This is a genomic window from Microbulbifer sp. GL-2, assembly GCF_007183175.1.
Taxonomy (GTDB): domain Bacteria; phylum Pseudomonadota; class Gammaproteobacteria; order Pseudomonadales; family Cellvibrionaceae; genus Microbulbifer.
The window spans coordinates 2,415,316-2,433,560 of sequence record NZ_AP019807.1 but is presented as its reverse complement, the minus strand read 5'-3'; the positions used below and the strand labels follow the sequence as shown (position 1 = coordinate 2,433,560).

Here is an 18,245-nt window from a genome sequence, read left to right as displayed (position 1 = left end):
AATGATCTCTCAGTTTTGGTAGTCGATGGTCATATCGAAGTTAGCTTTCACACATCTGGCATAATCGCCTTCGTTCAGTGCAGAGTAGGCCGTTTGATAGTTCACCAGCTGACAGGCGAAGCTTTTATTATTGGGGTTACCGGCAGACCAGCTCCAGTCTTTATCCCAGTAAATATCCAGGGATGCGGAACCACCGGTCTGGAATTGGCCCATGTTGGCACAGCCCAACTCTTCATCTGCAGGTATATCTACACCCAGAAACTCAGCAAAGTTCTGGTAGTAGTCCATACGATACTGCGAACGATAATCCTCGGAACCTTTACTACACTCGATAGCACCATTGATGATATTGGTAGTGACACCGAATCCAGACGTCAGGTTATTGGCCAGATCGACTCTGTTCGGCACCCAGGTACCATCCACCACATGTAACATGCTCGGCTTGGGGGGCTGTGGGTACACGAAAAAGAAAATGGCACTGGCGAGGTTCAACCAAGTATCTGCAACCAGCTCCGGATTCTCCAGTAGGGTGTAAATATCACCGTACATAGCCTGGGAGAATGGACCGTAGTTGTAATTCCAGCTCAGCTGCTTTGAGCCTCGACCAAAGTAGCTCTTATAGCCACCGTCGGCATTGATCGCACAGGGCCATACCTCAGCCGCCCAGCTGCTACCGGGATCACAGGCACCGTAACCACCAGATGCTTCCTCGGTCCAACCGATCTCGCGAATCCAGTACAAACCCTGCCGCCACTCAGGTTCATCCCAGGCCGTCGCATGAGCACCTGTTTCCTGACCGAAATGGGCAAACATGACTGCCAGTGCTTTTCGGCAGATCGCATCGGAGTCGCGGCCATCGGTATACTCACCACAGAAAGCGGGGAACTTGGCCACGGCACGCAGGAAGTTGGTATAGGTATAATCTTCAGCGCGCAGTGGGAAAAGGTAATCCCAAGTATCTGAGGAAATGATGCTCTCGACACGCTGGACGTTTTCTGGATTGGCATTACGGCCGGGCTGAACTGCTTCAACGATGACATTACCGCGGGTCTCTACGGTGTCTTTCACCTCCTGCAGAAGTGAATCAGTCGATAAAGCATTTTCAGCTGCTTCAAGCTCGCTCATATCCATCACGTGGCCATCAACAGAAGCGCAGCCAGTCTGGCTAATGCTAACCTCATCCACATTACTGGCGGCGGTTGAGTCGGTAGCCGTCAACTGGAAAGTGTAAGTTACATTGCTATATACCTCAGGCAATACTGCCTGGGTGGTATTGCCCACGTAGTTCGATAGCTTGACCGAAGGGCCACTAGTTTGGCTCCAGATAAATGACATATCACTGCCACCACTGGACCGAGAGCCATCCAGAGTAACACTACCGCTACAACCCACGCTGTTTGCGGAAGCCGAAATGACTGCTGTAACAAGGTTGTCGGAGTCACTGTTAGCATCGGGCCCAACATCCATCGCAAAGTTCTGCACTGTAACCTGGGCCTCTTCGGTGGCATCCCCATCACTAACAATCAGACTGAAGATATAGGTAACATCGTATGCAACGGCAGGTAGTATCACTGAAGTCGAGGCGCTGGTTGCAGAGGCAATTTCTGCTTCAGGAATAGTAGGGGAAAGCTGAGCCCAGCTGTAGTTGAAGGTGCTGTCACCACCAGAGGCATTCGCGTCGAGTAGTAGGGTACCACCACCTGTCACCTGGGTTTGGGAAGCAGAGATGCTCAGGGGGATAGGTGTGGAAGCCGAATCGCCGTCATTACCATCACCGCTGTTACCATTAGCTTCACAACCATTTGACTCTTTAAGAATCCAGGGAGAACCCCAGGTATTTTGCACGGTCAGGGCTTCGGCAGGAGCTTGATCACCATTTGCCCACCATTGTGCAACAAAGATATCGTCGGCATAGCAGACCTCACTTCCTTTTAGGTAGCTCTGACCCGGCTGGTAGGCAGCTAGAGAACTGGGATCATCACCGCCAGGGCCAGAATCATCGCTACTGGAATCACCGCTGTTGTCACCAGAACCATCACAAGCTCCAGCTTCCAGCAAAACCCAGGGGGAATCCCAGGTATTTTCAGCTGTTAGCGCATCGGCAGGCTGCTGATCCGGTGTGGCCCACCACTGGGCTTTGAAGAGATCATCGGCATAGCAAACCTGGCTACCGCCACGGTACTGCTCGCCGGCAACATAGTCTTCAGCGGGCGGAGAGGCCGCCACACCCTGGGTGCCGATCATCAGTGCCGAAGCAGTAGCCGTGCGAATAAAAAGATGGTTCATGGAGTCTCCAGTTATCTTTTTAGGGTTTTATTACAAACACCATCGTGCACGAAGGGGCCACTAAATAGTGGGCAAGTGGTATTGCAGCAAGTAGTTTTTAAGGACTTACGTGAATAATTCGAGGGAGCATTGACATATCAAAAACTAGAAAGGTAACCCGGCCAATCATTTTTGGGCACGATCAATAGAATAAAATCTAGAATCAGACCTAAGTAGTATTGGAAACGAGACACCCAACTCCGTCTTTATTCTTGCAAGCAGAGCTTTGTTACACACACTAAAAAATTTAATATTTTGATACGCTCTACTGACAACATCCCATACGGACACTGCTGATTCGATATGGCAGAATAAGATTGGTTCCCTGTTAGCTGTATTGATTTACTGAAGCCAAAGACAGGGCTGGAATTTTTATTCCATATAAGGCAACCTAATTAACTCAAGATACTCTATTTGTGTTAAAAAAAACGATAAAGAATCAAAAAATGAAACAAAATTAAAAAACCAAGCCCCATTAAAATACCAGGCCTGCCAACCAGGGGAGAAGCCTGGAAAACCCAGAGGTAAAAGATTAACGCAAGGAAAAATATGCACCAAAAGCAAAAAAAGATAAATTCAAAGCTTACACAATTACCTCAAACTTTTGACCTGTCATCAATAGAAAAATCAACAAGCCATGAATTTTTGCACACACCATTCTTTCTAAATGCTTACAAATAAAAACTAAAGGAAAAACCATCTTTCACCGAGAATTCTGAAACAGGTTTCATATTTTTTATTTCAAAGTAAAAACACCCTGGAAGAGCTTACTACAGCTCTCCCGATGTAATTTCCTGTAACCTGGGATATTCCTCAACAGCTTTCAAACTGCTGTAGCCGACCCTGCCGCTTTTCCTCAGAGAAATCACAACTGGTTAGGCGGAACATTAAGGAGTAATCAGATATACAACGAGTGTCGTGAATATCACCTGGAAGAAAAGCACTGCAATCACCTGGGTGCATAGTATAAGAACCCCGGCTAACAAGCTGCTCCCCTCCTCCCTCTACCCGAACTTGGCCATAGGTAGACATTTCCACCTGCCCATGCTGAAGGGCATAAAAAACCCACCCTTTGCCATGGTTATGCGGATTACGATACAGGCCTTGAGGTTCCACATGAGCCAGTAATATAAAACCCCTTTCCGGGTCTCTATACAATTCGGATGTGGCTTCTCTCTTTTTATGCAGCTCTACAAGCCATCCCTCAGAACCTGAGGTATTTGCCAATCCGGCAAGCGCCGTCCGACAACGAATAATCGTGTCTGAATTCAAGCCGCTCCAGTATTCACACAGTTCTGCAATACATTGTTCCAGTGCATTGATAGCCATAACTTATCTCCTGTTCTACGAGTGGTTAAGCTAGCGAAACCTGTCGAGAAAGTAACCCCCGTGTAAAAACCAAAAATCACTTTTTGCATATCAGGCCTAGCCCAAGTACAAAGACAAGGTACAACTTAAAGCTCCCTTTAGGTCAAGCCGTAAAGCATATCGATTTCAGGCTGTGATTTTTAAAGGGAATACCTAATTGGCATAAATCGCCAGAGATAGAACCCGGCAGGCGAACTTGTACCTACCGGACTTTCAGGAAAGTGTGGATTAGCCAACAGCCAAGCGGTGACGACTGGCCAGGATTGATAGAGACTGAGCTATCAGTGCAATAACAAGAAATAAAAGAGCCAGTAGGTATACCTGATTCAGTCCCGTCTGGACCAGGGTTGGATCAGCACTACGCATATATGACAAGTGTGAAACCCCAGCAAAAACCACACTCATCAACGATGCCCCAGTGAGCAATCCAAGATTTCTGGACAGGTTCAGGAGACCTGAAATATTACCTTTAACATCACTGCTGGCACTGTTCATGGTAAAAGTGTTATTGGAGGACAAGTAAGTTCCATACCCAATAGCCATTGCTATGGAACAAACCAAATAACCAGCTACACCATGCTCCACCTGTAAATTAGCCATACCCATAGCTCCCAGTGCCAGAAAGGTCAGGCCGATAATCACCATACTACGTGACTTGAATCTGTCTACCAAGCGCCCGGCAATATTGGAACAAATGGCAACGACAAAAGACCCGACGGACATTACCAAGCCGGTCTGGGAGAAGTTCAACCCCAGGGCCAGTGTCAGGTAAAAAGGCCCAACAACCAGAGAACTCATTACCGAGGCGGCGACAAGCAGGTTGGTAGCAAGGTTGGTGTACAGTGCATAGCTGCCAAGCCGGGGCACAGTTTCACCACGCCTACTCAAGAAAAGGCCCCAAATGCATAGTGCCGAGAAAACCAGTGTAACTATGTTGATGAACCCATAGTTATCATTCAGTGGTTTTATCGATAGGGTATAAAAAAGAATCGCTGAAAATATACAAAGTGCTGCAAGAAAATTACGCGGGCGATCATCATGCTCATCAGGCGTAACCTTGGCATCTTCCGGTAAATATCGCTGTGCCAACCAATAAACAGCCACACCCAACGGTACTTTAATGAGGAATACCGCCTGCCAAGTGGATATTTCCAACAGTAGTCCGCCCAATACAGGCCCGGTACCAGTGCCTACAGCCGAGACACTACCCAACAGCCCCACTGCCATACCTACTCGAGCCTTGGAAAAGGCATCACTGGCAATTGCCATGGAAACAGCGGTAAACATTGCCGCACCAATACCCTGCAGTGCACGAAAGAAAACCAATACCCAGATATTTGGCGACAATCCACAGAGTAAGGTTGATACGCAAAAGAGCAGTACACCCTGGATAAAAATTTTTTTTCGCCCCACCTTATCACTTGCGCGTCCGGCAACAGCCAAGGCGGCGGTGAGGAAAATCATGAAAGCAATAATGATCCACTGCCCACGCGCGTAAGTAGTCCCAAGACCTGTGACCAGCTCTGGTAATGCAATATTTACACTGCTGACCGCCAGCGCATTAAGCAGGGTAGCCAGACACAAGGCTGTTAGGATTCCCCGACTGGATAAGTTGCCAGAGATATCTTTGCCAGATGGTTTGAGGAGCTTTTTTACTGCAGGCATAAGATTCAAATATGATTTGCCATAAGACTGTGATCCAGATCGCGCTACTAAAACCTGCTTCCACCTGAGTAAGGGGAAACAATGTGAGAAGAGATGAGGTTGCTTCCGCCGGTAGGCGCAAGAGCAACAAGTAGCACATGCCAATTGTCTATCACAGTAGATAAGTTAATTAGGTATAGCTAGAACTACATGTGCCCCTCTCTTTTTACTTCCCTAACCCCTCACTTATCCTTAAGGTTACCCCTTTACTCTTAACTCAAAGCTTGCCAGAAACTAGAGTGAAAACTAGGATACAACTTCAAGCCAGCTTGAGGTCAATAAAAATGAGTAATCATCGGGAAATCGATATTCGTGAAGTATCAAAACGCACGGGGCTGCCCTCCTCGACATTGCGGTATTATGAGGAAAAAGGGCTAATCAAGTCTATCAGCAGGCGTGGAATCACCAGGATTTTCCCTGTTAGCGTGGTGGAACAGCTGTCGTTGATCTCCCTTGCACGTTATGCAGGGTTTTCCCTTGATGAAATTGCCTCCATGTTCACCTATAGCAGCCAGCCCAATATCGATCGGGAGCAACTGCTTGAAAAAGCTGATGAACTTGATAAGAACATTCGCAGACTGAAGGCCATGCGCGATGGTTTACGGCATGTCGCTAACTGCCCAGAGGAAAACCAGCTGGAATGTCCCAACTTCCAGGAGCTTATTAAAAAGGCCATGAAGCTACAACATAAGGAAGACCGTAAAACTAAACCCGCTAAGCCTGGAAAGCGACATTGAAGGCCAAGTGAATTATAGTACCTGCACTCAGAATTACGTCATCATGCCCGAATCTTCATGCTCCAGTACATGGCAGTGGACCATGCGGGGCATATCTGGCATCGCCTCCAGTGGGAAAAGTACATATATTTCTGCACTGCCACCGCCTGAGATAGATACCGTGCTTTTCATCCACGCATATAAACTGGCGGTACCTACCCATTGAATTTAATAAACCTGAACTGGCAACTATGGATATGTACCAGGTGCAACATCAAATCACTGCCCTCTGAGATACTCCAGTGTAGATCCTATCAATTGGTACCTTAAATCCTGGATCGGTAAATAGGAAAGAGACACCATTGATTACATTAGCTGTGCACTGTGCCTTTAATGGCATCGGTGGGGCCTGAGTAGTTAATTGCAATACTTTTTCCACCACTGCCGGATCTGTACGCCCAGCGTCAATCATCTTTGGTAAACCTGCAGCATTGATCCGCTTATTAGCGCGGGTTTATCAGTTCATTTACATCGCCAGGCGCTGACTGATCGGTGGCAGATTTTGTGGTATTTTTGATAGTGGCACCAACTGGTCCGGTAAGTTGCCCCTACCTTCTAAAATCCCGATCAGACCAGGCCATTTGTTCAAGCGTATCTACATAGTACGAGAGAACAACTTTCAGATGCTTCACTGGTGTTGATCGTTGATACTCCTTTCAGGGTTGCACATCCCCGGCGCAAAGGAAGTCTGCAGAAGAACTACCAGGAACTGGCACAGTGCTCCACAAAAATCTGTACTTATTGTCGCAATGTCAAGAATCAGGTTACACCATTTCGTAACTTGACAGGGAGCGACTTTTCCCCTGCCCCATTCTGTCAAATTACTAGGGCCCACGGATCATTGCTGAGATTCACTTTGATCCTCTACGATCAAATCCTACCCAGTTTTATTAATGAGTAAGTATTTATATGGTCGACACACAGAAAAGCCCCAAAGCTTGGGGCTTCCATTTGAAAAAGTTCAAGCCACTCTTGAATAAATTTCTCAGTTTGGGCCCGTCATATAACTCAGATCTTCACTATTGGCCTCGGAGGTCTCAATTTCCACGGCTGCCCCAGTACTAAGGCGCTCAATTTCAACAGACTCAACCCTGACAGAAAAAGCTTTACTCTCAGAAATTGAATCGATTTCAGCTTGAACAATATTATTGGAAGATTTACTGCAGGCCACTATGATCGAAATCAAAAATACAGTAGGTATGAGTTTTAATTTCTGGAAACTAAAATACATAGCTTTTCCCAAAATAACAAATAGATATTCGACTAATTAAAATTCATAGGTAATGAACCAGAAGGTTTCATCAATTGGTAGCTGGTAAGAATGGTCAAGCACAAAATTCAGAGTTCCATTATCACAAGTGAATTGACTAGAGGCAATCAACTCAGAAGCTTCAGGTATCCCATTACTGTTTTCATCATGATATAACCTTACAGCCTCAATGTCTTTGACCTCATTCAACTCCCCTTCGGCCTTCAGTGCGAAGCCTTTAAGCAGCGCATCAGCGGAATCACTCTCAAGTACTAAAGCCAGTACCACCCTCTCTCCTTCTCCCTCAAAGATTGCTGTCTCCAACATCTCAGACTTAATAGTAATAATTGGTTCGGTTACCCCTAAAGTGGCAATCGCGCCAGTATCCGTCACCGTACCATTAGCTATCTCATCTGCGTCGTTCGGACCACCATCTTGCAAAGTCAGTTGTAAACAATAGTGTCCCTCATTAATACCTGGCGTGTAGTCATCACTTCCCGGCTTTGGACATCTACCCGACACACCCATCGCAGACGCAATGCTATTTTTTTCATCCTCAATAAAGTTGACCCAGCCCACACCCTGCCGATACTTCACATAACGAGCATCCGCCAAGGTGGCGGCGGTCAATGGAATGGTAACCTGGGTACTTTCTGCAGGTTCTATACCATTTACGATGTAATCAAAAATACCATGCAAGAACTGATAATTATTTTGGGTCGCTAGACCTTCGCCGTAGAATCGATCAATATCTTCAAGGGTGATACCACTGATATTCTGCCCAGCCGTATAAGCGCTATCCCCAAGAGCAAGAGAAACGCCCCCAGTACTCTGCATATCAGCCCCTGTAATACTGGTGGGCAATAGATTGTCAGGTCCTTTCTTATCCAAATAATCAGGTATCCGGTCTTTATCCAAGTCCGTTACACTCTCTACAATATCGCTAATGCCGTCTCCATCAGTATCCTCATCATTCCTAAACCGGGGAACAGAATCCTCAATCCGAATCAACATACTGGAGCTAGCCTCTCCACCACTAGAATGGGAAACAACCAAACCAACTTTATAAGTGCCTTCCAAACCTGAAGGGTCGAAAGTAAAGCTACTATCGCTATATCCATTCATTGATATCAGAGTTGGAGAACTCCAACTATAGCTGAGGGTATAAGGGTCATCCATAAGGAAATGAGCTACAAGCGATCCAACAGTGACCTCACCCGCATCACTATATGCTAGGGCTGAACCAGTAAAAATTTCATCGGAGGGTACACCCAACTGATAAAAATATGTTGAAAGGCTTGCAATGTAATTATTATCTGTGGGACCTAACGGAGGTATCTCATTATCAATAATTGGGGGATCTAGTTCCGGGTACTCAACGGTTATCACCGTAGGGTCATTTAAAGAAACATCTATAACACCATCGGTACCTTCTCCCCCAACCACCTCACCACCAGATTCATCTACAGTTGTTACACCTACGCCAGAAACACCCTCACTCACCACACCACCGTGCTCCACGACTCCCGAATTTGTATCTACACAATTCTGTATGGCAGCTGTAGGATTAATCAAAGTCACACCAGTAGAAGTACAGTCACCCAACCCTTGTGAAGTTTCACCTCGTCCGCTTAGAACGGAAGCCCCATCAACGCCAACAGTTACAACAGCTGCATTCTCGCCGATCCAAATAGCACTGATATCGGCACCGTCAACCTCTGCCTCTTCCAACCCGCCAAAGAGCACTGAATAACTATGCTCAACTCTTGATACCGATTCGATATATAAATTAGATATCGAATGATTATTCCCCTTAAATACTGCTGTAAAGGGATTATCTGGACTTCCAATCAGTTGCCAACGGAATCCACTCCAGTAGGCATCATCTTGGTGAGTAACTCCACTACCATCTATGTCAAAATCCAAATCATGGGCCAATTCAAACCCAGAGCAGCCCGATGGGGGACAGCCAGTGCTGCCACCATATAGGGAAGCACCGTCCAGATTATTGCGAATCTCATTGAGGTCAGCGAGGTCATTGATTTCTATCAGGCCATCATCATCTAAATCGAAGTCGGTGCGATTGCTTTCAGAAAATGCTACTCCCGATTGCAAAGTAAAAAATACAGCCAGTAAGCTATTAAGAATTATTGTTTTGGAGATTGGACTTCTCGGTACCATTTGAATTCCCTTTTCTAGGACTCTCTCATCGACAACCCATACGCACTACCAGTAACTCTGTTATTGATACTTAACTACATCTTAATATCTGAGAAAATACAGAACTATCTATAACCAACCAGCAGCGGTCTAAAATTTGTCTTACGCCATTTATTAGTATTCAACCATACACATTAGCGATCAACTTTCTTCAGCTGCCTTCCAGTTACAGCCTCTTACAAAATTGTACGGTTCAACTAAGCTTCAATATCGTAAATGCTAAAAAAGGTCTACTTAGGGCTTATATCCAACAACTTAAAGTCAAAAAACCATTCAACTTACAGGTAGAGCACCACTTTAACCAGAATTAAAAATGTATACGGATTGACGTAAAGCAAGCAGGAATAGAAGAGCCTAGATATATTGCTCCAGGCGTGATTGATATTTCAGAAATAAAAAAAGCCCCGCAATTTGCGGGGCTTTTCGGATTGCTTCAGGTATCTGAAGGCTTTGATGTGGTGCCAGGGCGGGACTTGAAAAATAACCTGAAAGCCAGTGATTGCGGGATACACATGGAGCTTCAACAGAAAAATAGCACCATATGTAGCACCACTTTGAATTCCTACCCCCAACTAGAGGGGTTTAACAGCAGTACGTACCACTGAAGCCTCTATACACATCTTGCCGTACCACCTGAATTTGACCCTAGCCTTAGCCTGTTTCCATGTACCTCAAACCGCGAATCTGGCGGTTTGGCTAGCATTCGACAGGGGATCAGCTTGAGCAGGAACGGCTTCTTGAGCGCATAAGATGGAGCCGCGAATCGCGACGTCACCTCAGCATTCAGGTCGCCTATGTTTCATCACCTCCAAAACCACAGGGCTGGTGGTTTTGAGAGTTAAACCAAAACCGGCAAATCACCGGTTTTCACTGCCAGACCAAAACCGACGCTTTGTCGGTTTGAAACGCCCAGAACAACTACCTAATTATCACTCCCCCCTACCTGAATTAAGCCATTGTGAAATCTAAGCTAGGACGGTAGTGCCGGATACAAGGCTGCCAGATATCCAACCTACCCCCCGTGGGTTCAGCTGGTCAGAACACCAAACCCCGAACTAGGGGTTTGCCCCTAACTGGCTCTAAGGAGGGTATAACCCCCTAGGAAAAATCAGATATCTGTTAACAGAGCGGGGTCCGAATTACCCGTGTGTTAGCCTCTCAGGAGGACCCGTTGAACCCTAAGCTTGGCTTAGAGTTCAGCCATAGCCATCAAGCCAACTAGTGGGCGGTTAATCTACACGCTGTCCCAGAAGTAGAGATATCGAATGCCCTGGCCCGCCAAAGACTCAGCCATAAACGGGAGCTACCCCATTACGCCAGGTAGATATTCACAGCCTGAGCCACCATGTATGGAAGTGAATTAAACCCACACCTTTACCGTCCAGGGTACGCACAATCTGCGTACTCTAAACGAGAAGTAAGCACAGTCGAATAGATTCCCCACGCCGTCACGGATAGAGACCATGAAACAATTCAGTAATGCCCTCTCAATATTCTGCTGAGATATACCGCCCCCACATCTCACACGTTGATGATATCCCCCTGGTCCGCAGTCTCAGCCCAGTCAAAGGGGCGAGGGGAGGGCGAACTTCCACCACTTAAAATAAAGGTGTTACAGGTGTACAGGTGTTACAGATTCGCTGTAAGCCGCATGGTTATGGGCTTTGTACTGTCACACCTTTCTGTTACCCCTAATGTTTCACAGCCCAAAGGTGTTACAACATACTTCTAAAGTGCGGCAATTGTGGCTACGTACAACTAGTAATCTTTTGACCAAACATCTAGGCACGCGATAGCGTCTTACAGCAAATCAATCAATAGAAAACAGAGTACTTGAGGCAAGCCAGCCCTCACTATGGTCAAACCACTGAGGCAGGCAGATTTGAGCAGGGCCAAATTAAGAAAGGAGAGTAAGAATCCACGCGAAGCGAGTCTATGATCCCAGTAGCTGCATGACCGCAATAATTGCCAGCCCGACAGCAATACTGAAAGCAATATGCAATCGATGAAATGACTTGTTCTGCGCAGGTTGACCACAATACATACCTTTACTGCAATCTTGACACTCAACAAGGGGGTACCCCCTTCATTTCAACTTAGCCCCTTTACTTTTCATCCGGCCCTTAATCTGAGCCGCAAAGATAGTAGCCTTAGTACGGGCATCTTCCGGGGATACTTCCCCCTTTTGGGGGGTGAACTGCTTCTCCGTATCAGACAGAGGCTTAGTCGTCTTTGTCGTCATCCTTGCATATCTCTTCGATGGTTTTTTGGGTGCCAGAGGCGAGGTGATCAGGCTCCTCAGTATCCTCGGAAATTTTCTTTAGTTCATGGCTGCGGCGCTTGGCAAATTCTTCGATCTCCTTTTGCGTCCAGCCTTTCTTTTGTCTGGCCTCAGCCAGGCGTTTCACTTTATCTTTATCAGTCATCACAATATATCACTTGTCAGGTAGTTGCCCTTGGCGATGTACTGATATCCGTATCTCTCGTAGAAGGCTCTCACCGTTTCATTAACCGGATTCATGATCCTAATATGATTGGCATTGATCATCCGCGCATAGATTTCATACGCTAGGATAATTGTATCGAATACATTGGAGCGTTCGCCTAGGTCGCGCGGCATGGCTTCCACCACGTCCAGGCGCATCCCTGTGGCGTGGTAGGTGGGGCGGCCTATGGAGATAGCGATTAAGGTGCTGTTTTCCCATAGTGCTATCTCAAAACGCTTGGGGTAGCTCTTCTTGTAGTAGCTGTAGTTTTGCGGCCAGTCCCAGTTGTACTGCCGAAGCCTTGAGGATTCCCAGCTTTGGGTGGCCTCTAGGGCCCGAGGGGTTATCTGAGTTAGTTTCAAATTACCCGTTAGTGAATTCTGTGTAACTTCCAAAGCGAGTGCGCGCAGCTTTTCGTAGCGCTGCTCTGCCTCGATCCTTGAGGGTAGTGACATTGTGTTACCTCACTCCTTGAAGCTGTTAATCCTTTTTTCCACGATACCACAGGCTTGCCGTACGACTCAGTGGGCCTTGCGCTGGGTAGTGAATCATCTTGGGATTTCATGTATTCGGCAAGCCCGTATTGGTAGGAAAATTACTATTACTCCCAATAGATGTCAGCCTTCAAAAGGCTGAACAAACACACCAGTTTCCCCTTCAAAGCGAACACGACCAGTAGCAAGTAGAGCCCGCTCAATAGCTACAAGATTCTGAATACGCACAGAAGGGATTCCATCCTCTCGATCAATCTTGTTAACTGTCGAAAGTCCCACTCCACTTTTTTCTGCTAGATCTTGGGCGCTCCATTTCAGGCCACTTCTAGCCATCCGTACCTGTATTCCCGTAATCACTTGTTTATTCATCCTGTCTCATGATTCCAAGATGGTAACAATAAAAGTTAACAAGTTAATAATTTTTGTTGACATTATAATATAAACAACCAATACTGTTAGAAAGTTAACAAAAATTATTACTTTCGATGGATTCAGGGGGAGCTATGGGAAATCTTCTAGCGGATTATTCAACAGTACCTACTCAAGTTTTTCTATCTCAATTACAAGAGTTGGAGGCACTCTGCCTTGCCCGAGAGTTAATCATGGAGTGGCCCCAACCAGGACCCCGTGAAGTAGCCCTTAAGGCTATCACCCAGGAGGAAAAGGCCATCCTCCCAGGGCTAATCTTTCCACTTAAACGCTCTCTACAGGAAAATGAATCATCCTAGCTCAATACTAAGAGGAAGATGTATACAGGAAGGCTAATGGGAAACATCAAACAAGAAAATGAGTCAATTATCAAAATTGAATCACCAGCAGACACCGCCTAGTTGTTAAGTTTTCTGGTGCCACAAATTTTCACAGATGGGTTCAACTACTGATAGAACCTCAATACACTCATTATCAGTATAAATACAATAATGAACAATAGAATCTTCTCGATAAATATTGCAGCTAAACATGTGAAATCGCTCAATTAAATCTGATGCTCTTGTTCGCTGAAATGTAACGCCTGGATTACCTATCGTACTTTCAGGCGATAATAAAAAGCTATCATCTGATCGGTGGTAGTACATAGGGCCAGCCAGCGGAAACCTTATACGTAATGCTTGCTTATTAGAGAACCTGTCACAGTTGGCCTCTAAAAGTATTCGAAAACCCTCCGAGTCGTCATGGATCGCATTAAAAGAGAAGTTTCGATACTCAGGAAATGGGTTCCAGCTTAAATCCATAGTATTTCTGTAAACTTAACGCTCAGCGTTGGCTGTCGCTCTGCCGCTGATTGTTATGTGAGTTACCCTCGGTCCGCCGGATGGTTTACCCCATCGTATGTTGGGACACCACCGATTTTGAGAGGATTTACACCCTCCAGGCACGCCACATTGAAACCGTATTGAGTAGGATTAGAGCGTCTTTGGTGATGTGTGTAAATACCGCAATTACCGCAGAAATAGTGTTTCGCTGTATTAGTATTGAATTGATAGAGCTTTAAATGTTCCTGCCCTTCTAAGACATTAATGCCATCTAGCGATACTGATGCGGCGATTGCACCTCTCCTGCGGCACAAAGAGCAATCACAACGCCGAAGATCAATAAGACCATCAGGTAGATCCAGTTCAATTTTTACAAAGCCGCAGTGACATGAGGCTAAGTGTTTTGGCTGAATTTTTACTCCATCAATCTCTTTCAGATTTACGCCCATAGCTCTTTCCTTGTGCTCACATAAAGCCTCAATAACCGGTGCTCTTTATAGCGTCCAAGCTCATAGATTCTTTATGTGCAATCTCTAACGGTTTTGCTAAACGCTTGACTATTTCCCAAGCAGAATACTCGGAAACTTTAAAGTTTCCGTCATTAGAAGTTATGGCTATCGCGGCATTGATATCTGGTAAAATTACAAGCAATGCATACCACATAGTATTTGAGCCGTTGTGCCAATGAACATTACCAACACCTAACTCTTCCGGTGGACCAATTACCCAGCCATAAGCATAGCTATTAAGGTTTGGATGATGTAGACGCTGAAACGATTCTCTTTTGAGGAATGAACTACGCCCTTGTATGCCTTGAAGATGTTCATCAGCATACAACGCCAAATCATTAAGCGATAAATGTATTGTACCAGCAGGTCCAATTATTGGCGTGTTATCATCTTTTCCACTCTTAGTAAAACCAAATAATTTTTTATGCCCCCATGGCTGACTCAATTTCCCCTCTATGTCTTTAGGGGCACCAAAGCCGCCACTCTCAATCCCTAGAGGTGAAAAAACCTCTTTTCTAATTAAATTTTCCCATGAAACTCCTGCCTTCTTTTCAGCTATTACACCTGCAATCGTATATCCGACATTTGAATATACAAAGGTGCCACCTGGCGTTACTTCAGGCCGCTGAGAGAGTATATATCGCACTGCTGATTCTCTTGCAGCCGTTCTTTCACTACCAGCGTTTGGATTTTTTAAGCTAACCAAAAGCGAGAAATTGGGTGTTGCTCCCGATGTATGTGCAAGCAGGTTGCCTAGAGTCACATCATTCCATTCTGTATGGATGTCCTTTTCGTCAGGAAAGACATCTTTGATAGATGTATCCCACTTCAAATCACCTTTTTCAATCAGGCGAGCAATCATCGTAGCCGTAAAAGATTTAGTAATGGAACCAATATGCCATAGGTCCTGCTGTGAGACGAGAACACCATCGCCTTTTTTACGCTCGCCGCTAACCGAAAGTCCAATGATCTTGCTGTCCTGAATGACTACCGCACCAAGACCGACCAGATTTTCGGATTTTCTTATTTCGTCCACATGCCTTTTTAAAAATTTGTCGATCTGCGTAATTGGGTTTGCTTCCGAAGCAAGGCTATTAATTGAAGAAAGCACCAAAGGGACTATTAAAAATGATAAGGCTTTCATTGCGTTCTCTCAAATCACATAACGCCCAGCGTTGGCTGTCGCTCTGCCGCTGATTGTTATGTTGTCGGCACCCCATAGAATACTTCAGCTGCTTCTTTTTTAATGTTATCAAATTTTTTCTTGGTTATTTTACCCGATTCGAACTCTGATTTTGCTTTTGAAACTTTTGCTCGATACTCCATTTCCAACAGCCCCAGAATGTACCCATATTTCTCTTTGGTTATTCGACCAGCACTTAGCTCTTCGAGCGCTAACACTTCATTCCAGTTTGCTCCCGAAGGTGCTTCAGGTATTGAAAAATCCTTAGAAGTAAGGTTTGAATCCTTAAGCAAGTAACCTTGCTTAATTGCTCTCTGTGCACACTTATAATTATAGTAATCAACCATGTGAGATGCTGAACGCCAATCGATAAAAGCATTACGGCATACTTTAGTTAAACTGGGGTCTTCAGCGTGAACCAATTTTTCAGCTTTCATCGAGCAAGCCGTTAGATTACTTATGATTATTACGAAAAATATAGTTTGAATTATCTTCATTTTGCATTGAACTCGGAAACAACATAACGCTTAAAGCACCTGCAGTAAAACCAGAGCAAAGTGGAGGTTTTGGTGTCAGGTGCCTTTACTTGTTAAATCAACTTACTCTTTCTACATGATTCTTTCTAGGCCTTACAAAAAGAACCGCTTTCCATTACCGGAATTCGAGGGACTCTCTTTCGAAAAGTGGGCTCTGATACTTCAACAACCTTACCATCATCAATTTCTTTTCGCACTAAATTCACATAACACTTATTTGAGGCCGTCTTGAACTTAAGGATGTACTGCTGGTCAGGCTTTGGCAAAAAAGATACCTTTTGCGAGCAGTATGAATAAAAATCATTAGACTCCACATGAAAGGCAATTTCTTTATTTGCTGTCAACACTAGAGGTTTATTTTTTCCTATAAGAAAATTACTCTCTTCTGGCATAAAAACCTTATTTGAACAGTCATCTCCATTCAAATAAATTTGCATCAACTTTAAATTTTCTTGTTGTATCTCAACTGTTGCATTCCCTTCCATGTTCGGGGGGACATAAACGCTAGTACAAGAAGAAAGTATGACAGCCATCAAAAACAAAAATAATTTTTTCATATTACCCAACATTCCTTAAAATAATTTAACGCCGCCGGCAGGGGCAGCTTACCTTGTGCGCATTTTGCGCGAAAATGTGAGCACAGCGACCCGCGCAAAACACGCACAAGGTAAGCTGTCCCGCGCAGGGCTCATGGCCCGGAGCATTTTGCCCGGCTTTGTTATATGCTTGCTCTACCATGCCATTTATCTAATGCAACTTTAACACATGGCCAACTCTTAAAGTCCGGCACACATCGTTGATTTTTGTGAAATCCAAATGTTTTAGTTTTAAGATCAAATGTGGCAAGTAACCTTTTAATGAACTTTGATTTTTCTTGATCTAATTTTCGAGATTCTTCATTAGTTAGAATTATAACCTCAGAATAGCCAAAAAACCCGACCTCCTGATGAAGGACCAAAAAATCACGGCCTTCACTATCCTTATAATGAATATGTTCATAGGGGGATAAACTGAGAACTTCTATAGACTCAGGTTCGATAATATCCATTCGATCTCCAGGCATATAACGCCCTAATAACGGGCCGAAACGGAGTTGGTTGTTTTGTGCTATTTAAGCACAAAACGAGCAACGCAGTGTAGGTCCTTGTTGATTAGTTTGTTAGGCATTTTTACGCCTAGATATAAACCATGCGATGTAGAAATAAAGTAAAGAAGCAAGGAGCGAATAAATAACAGACAGTATCGGGAATATAATTGCAGCAAAGACGTTACGCCCACCATCGCCGATATAAGCGTCCATATATTTTTGATCGGAAGCCGACCAAGTAGCCGTTTCCTCAGCAGTCCAAAAACCATCCCCATCTCGATCTAAAGAAGCAACCCTGTAGCCAAGGTATATGTCATACCCTAACCATTGAACAATAACAACACCGCTCATAATGGCGGCCGATACGACAACCACGAGGGAAAAGCTTCGCAACGAAACCGCTCGTTTTCTTACCCAGTAAGCAACAACAAATGGCACACCCAATAGGAGAAAATAAATGGCTGCGTAAAATATTTGAACTGGTTCCATATGGATGCCTAACGCCTTGCTAAGGGGCAGCCGAAGCAACGCGTAGGCTGTCCCGCGGAGGGCCACAGGCCCGGAGTGTACTTCAGCAACTTGTTAAGCATGGGCGCTACCACAAAACATATGTGTATTGTATTTGGCCAGATTCTGTATTGATTTTACAGTTAGCCAGAATCTTGCCAACGACAAATTTTTCAAAATAGCCATCTTTATATGTAAACTCATTATTGTCGCTTAGCTTATTGTATATTTTCGTGGCAGCCTCCGGAGAAACTTTAATCTCACTAGTTTCGTCGTACCAGGCTCCTTGTGGTGCTATTGAATAAGAGTGAGGCCTATCTCCAACAACATACTCTGATTTAAACTCATCGCCACAAACACCTAAAAATACTTCTTCAATAGGTAGTGGGTCAGTTGGCCATACTAAAGCTATGACAAGCAAAATACCCAATAGCAATGGAGGAAGTATTAGAACTCCGAGAATTATTCTGATTGGACGACTCAGCTTCATAGATGCTTAACGCCCCGCACAGCGGCGGACAAATAAGCGCAGCGTTTTGGCTGTCCCA

At 45.0% G+C, this 18,245-nt stretch carries 17 protein-coding genes; 2 read left to right on the top strand and 15 right to left on the bottom strand.

The features are described from left to right. Positions 1-9: 9 nt before the first annotated feature. From GL2_RS21705 to GL2_RS10560, 3 genes are all read right to left on the bottom strand, one after another. The gene (locus GL2_RS21705; RefSeq protein WP_197736550.1) at positions 10-2,286 is read right to left on the bottom strand and encodes a chitinase; all 2,277 of its coding nucleotides are present in this window, start codon (positions 2,284-2,286) and stop codon (positions 10-12) included. A gap of 852 nt (positions 2,287-3,138) precedes the next feature. Then, positions 3,139-3,654, bottom strand: coding sequence for a hypothetical protein (locus GL2_RS10565; RefSeq protein WP_143730623.1), 516 nt, complete (start codon positions 3,652-3,654; stop codon positions 3,139-3,141). A gap of 267 nt (positions 3,655-3,921) precedes the next feature. Continuing rightward, positions 3,922-5,358, bottom strand: a complete 1,437-nt coding sequence (locus tag GL2_RS10560; protein WP_143730622.1) for an MFS transporter — start codon at positions 5,356-5,358, stop codon at positions 3,922-3,924. 323 nt (positions 5,359-5,681) lie between these two features. On the opposite strand from GL2_RS10560, the gene GL2_RS10555 reads away from it, so the two are divergent. Further along, positions 5,682-6,134, top strand: a complete 453-nt coding sequence (locus tag GL2_RS10555) for a helix-turn-helix domain-containing protein (protein WP_143730621.1) — start codon at positions 5,682-5,684, stop codon at positions 6,132-6,134. A gap of 33 nt (positions 6,135-6,167) precedes the next feature. On the opposite strand, the gene GL2_RS10550 is transcribed toward GL2_RS10555, so the two are convergent. The 5 genes from GL2_RS10550 to GL2_RS10530 form a co-directional block, all read right to left on the bottom strand. After that, positions 6,168-6,305 (bottom strand): multicopper oxidase domain-containing protein, encoded by a 138-nt coding sequence (locus tag GL2_RS10550; protein ID WP_143730620.1) that lies wholly within the window; start codon positions 6,303-6,305, stop codon positions 6,168-6,170. A 1,135-nt stretch (positions 6,306-7,440) separates the two neighbouring features. After that, positions 7,441-9,603, bottom strand: a complete 2,163-nt coding sequence (locus tag GL2_RS10545) for a hypothetical protein (protein ID WP_143730619.1) — start codon at positions 9,601-9,603, stop codon at positions 7,441-7,443. A 2,261-nt stretch (positions 9,604-11,864) separates the two neighbouring features. Next, complete coding sequence (locus tag GL2_RS10540; RefSeq protein ID WP_143730618.1) at positions 11,865-12,068, bottom strand: hypothetical protein; 204 nt, start codon at positions 12,066-12,068, stop codon at positions 11,865-11,867. Beyond that, positions 12,068-12,583, bottom strand: a complete 516-nt coding sequence (locus GL2_RS10535) for a hypothetical protein (protein WP_143730617.1) — start codon at positions 12,581-12,583, stop codon at positions 12,068-12,070. Before GL2_RS10535 ends, GL2_RS10540 begins: the two co-directional genes overlap by 1 nt. 162 nt (positions 12,584-12,745) lie before the next feature. Beyond that, on the bottom strand, positions 12,746-12,991 hold the full coding sequence (locus GL2_RS10530) for a transcriptional regulator (protein ID WP_143730616.1): 246 nt from the start codon (positions 12,989-12,991) through the stop codon (positions 12,746-12,748). Between the two features lie 134 nt (positions 12,992-13,125). Here GL2_RS10530 and GL2_RS10525 point away from each other — a divergent pair, with 134 nt between their 5' ends. After that, positions 13,126-13,350, top strand: coding sequence for a hypothetical protein (locus GL2_RS10525; RefSeq protein WP_143730615.1), 225 nt, complete (start codon positions 13,126-13,128; stop codon positions 13,348-13,350). A gap of 566 nt (positions 13,351-13,916) precedes the next feature. Here the strand turns inward: GL2_RS10525 and GL2_RS10520 are convergent. From GL2_RS10520 to GL2_RS10490, 7 genes are all read right to left on the bottom strand, one after another. After that, complete coding sequence (locus tag GL2_RS10520) at positions 13,917-14,324, bottom strand: GFA family protein (protein ID WP_143730614.1); 408 nt, start codon at positions 14,322-14,324, stop codon at positions 13,917-13,919. Between the two features lie 28 nt (positions 14,325-14,352). After that, a complete protein-coding gene (locus tag GL2_RS10515; RefSeq protein WP_143730613.1) occupies positions 14,353-15,528 on the bottom strand; it encodes a serine hydrolase in 1,176 nt (391 codons plus the stop codon). Positions 15,529-15,584: 56 nt separating this feature from the next. Continuing rightward, entirely contained in the window at positions 15,585-16,004 is a 420-nt protein-coding gene (locus tag GL2_RS10510; protein WP_143730612.1) for a hypothetical protein, read from the bottom strand. Positions 16,005-16,189: 185 nt separating this feature from the next. Further along, positions 16,190-16,660, bottom strand: coding sequence for a hypothetical protein (locus GL2_RS10505; protein ID WP_143730611.1), 471 nt, complete (start codon positions 16,658-16,660; stop codon positions 16,190-16,192). A 161-nt stretch (positions 16,661-16,821) separates the two neighbouring features. Next, positions 16,822-17,151: a hypothetical protein gene (locus GL2_RS10500; RefSeq protein WP_143730610.1), complete on the bottom strand. Its 330-nt coding sequence runs from the start codon at positions 17,149-17,151 to the stop codon at positions 16,822-16,824. Positions 17,152-17,262: 111 nt separating this feature from the next. Next, positions 17,263-17,679, bottom strand: coding sequence for a hypothetical protein (locus tag GL2_RS10495; protein WP_143730609.1), 417 nt, complete (start codon positions 17,677-17,679; stop codon positions 17,263-17,265). 106 nt (positions 17,680-17,785) lie between these two features. Then, on the bottom strand, positions 17,786-18,187 hold the full coding sequence (locus GL2_RS10490) for a hypothetical protein (RefSeq protein ID WP_143730608.1): 402 nt from the start codon (positions 18,185-18,187) through the stop codon (positions 17,786-17,788). Between the last annotated feature and the right edge of the window lie 58 nt (positions 18,188-18,245).

Excerpts from the sequence above, each read along its gene's own strand:
- GL2_RS10525 (WP_143730615.1), top strand. The coding sequence starts at position 13,126 with ATGGGAAATCTTCTAGCGGATTATTCAACAGTACCTACTCAAGTTTTT.
- GL2_RS10515 (WP_143730613.1), bottom strand. The coding sequence starts at position 15,528 with ATGAAAGCCTTATCATTTTTAATAGTCCCTTTGGTGCTTTCTTCAATT.
- GL2_RS10495 (WP_143730609.1), bottom strand. The coding sequence starts at position 17,679 with ATGGAACCAGTTCAAATATTTTACGCAGCCATTTATTTTCTCCTATTG.
- GL2_RS10490 (WP_143730608.1), bottom strand. The coding sequence starts at position 18,187 with ATGAAGCTGAGTCGTCCAATCAGAATAATTCTCGGAGTTCTAATACTT.
- GL2_RS10540 (WP_143730618.1), bottom strand. The coding sequence starts at position 12,068 with ATGACTGATAAAGATAAAGTGAAACGCCTGGCTGAGGCCAGACAAAAG.
- GL2_RS10530 (WP_143730616.1), bottom strand. The coding sequence starts at position 12,991 with ATGAATAAACAAGTGATTACGGGAATACAGGTACGGATGGCTAGAAGT.
- GL2_RS10565 (WP_143730623.1), bottom strand. The coding sequence starts at position 3,654 with ATGGCTATCAATGCACTGGAACAATGTATTGCAGAACTGTGTGAATAC.
- GL2_RS10500 (WP_143730610.1), bottom strand. The coding sequence starts at position 17,151 with ATGGATATTATCGAACCTGAGTCTATAGAAGTTCTCAGTTTATCCCCC.
- GL2_RS10520 (WP_143730614.1), bottom strand. The coding sequence starts at position 14,324 with ATGGGCGTAAATCTGAAAGAGATTGATGGAGTAAAAATTCAGCCAAAA.
- GL2_RS10535 (WP_143730617.1), bottom strand. The coding sequence starts at position 12,583 with ATGTCACTACCCTCAAGGATCGAGGCAGAGCAGCGCTACGAAAAGCTG.
- GL2_RS10505 (WP_143730611.1), bottom strand. The coding sequence starts at position 16,660 with ATGAAAAAATTATTTTTGTTTTTGATGGCTGTCATACTTTCTTCTTGT.
- GL2_RS10510 (WP_143730612.1), bottom strand. The coding sequence starts at position 16,004 with ATGAAAGCTGAAAAATTGGTTCACGCTGAAGACCCCAGTTTAACTAAA.
- GL2_RS10555 (WP_143730621.1), top strand. The coding sequence starts at position 5,682 with ATGAGTAATCATCGGGAAATCGATATTCGTGAAGTATCAAAACGCACG.
- GL2_RS10550 (WP_143730620.1), bottom strand. The coding sequence starts at position 6,305 with ATGAAAAGCACGGTATCTATCTCAGGCGGTGGCAGTGCAGAAATATAT.
- GL2_RS10560 (WP_143730622.1), bottom strand. The coding sequence starts at position 5,358 with ATGCCTGCAGTAAAAAAGCTCCTCAAACCATCTGGCAAAGATATCTCT.
- GL2_RS10545 (WP_143730619.1), bottom strand. The coding sequence starts at position 9,603 with ATGGTACCGAGAAGTCCAATCTCCAAAACAATAATTCTTAATAGCTTA.
- GL2_RS21705 (WP_197736550.1), bottom strand. The coding sequence starts at position 2,286 with ATGAACCATCTTTTTATTCGCACGGCTACTGCTTCGGCACTGATGATC.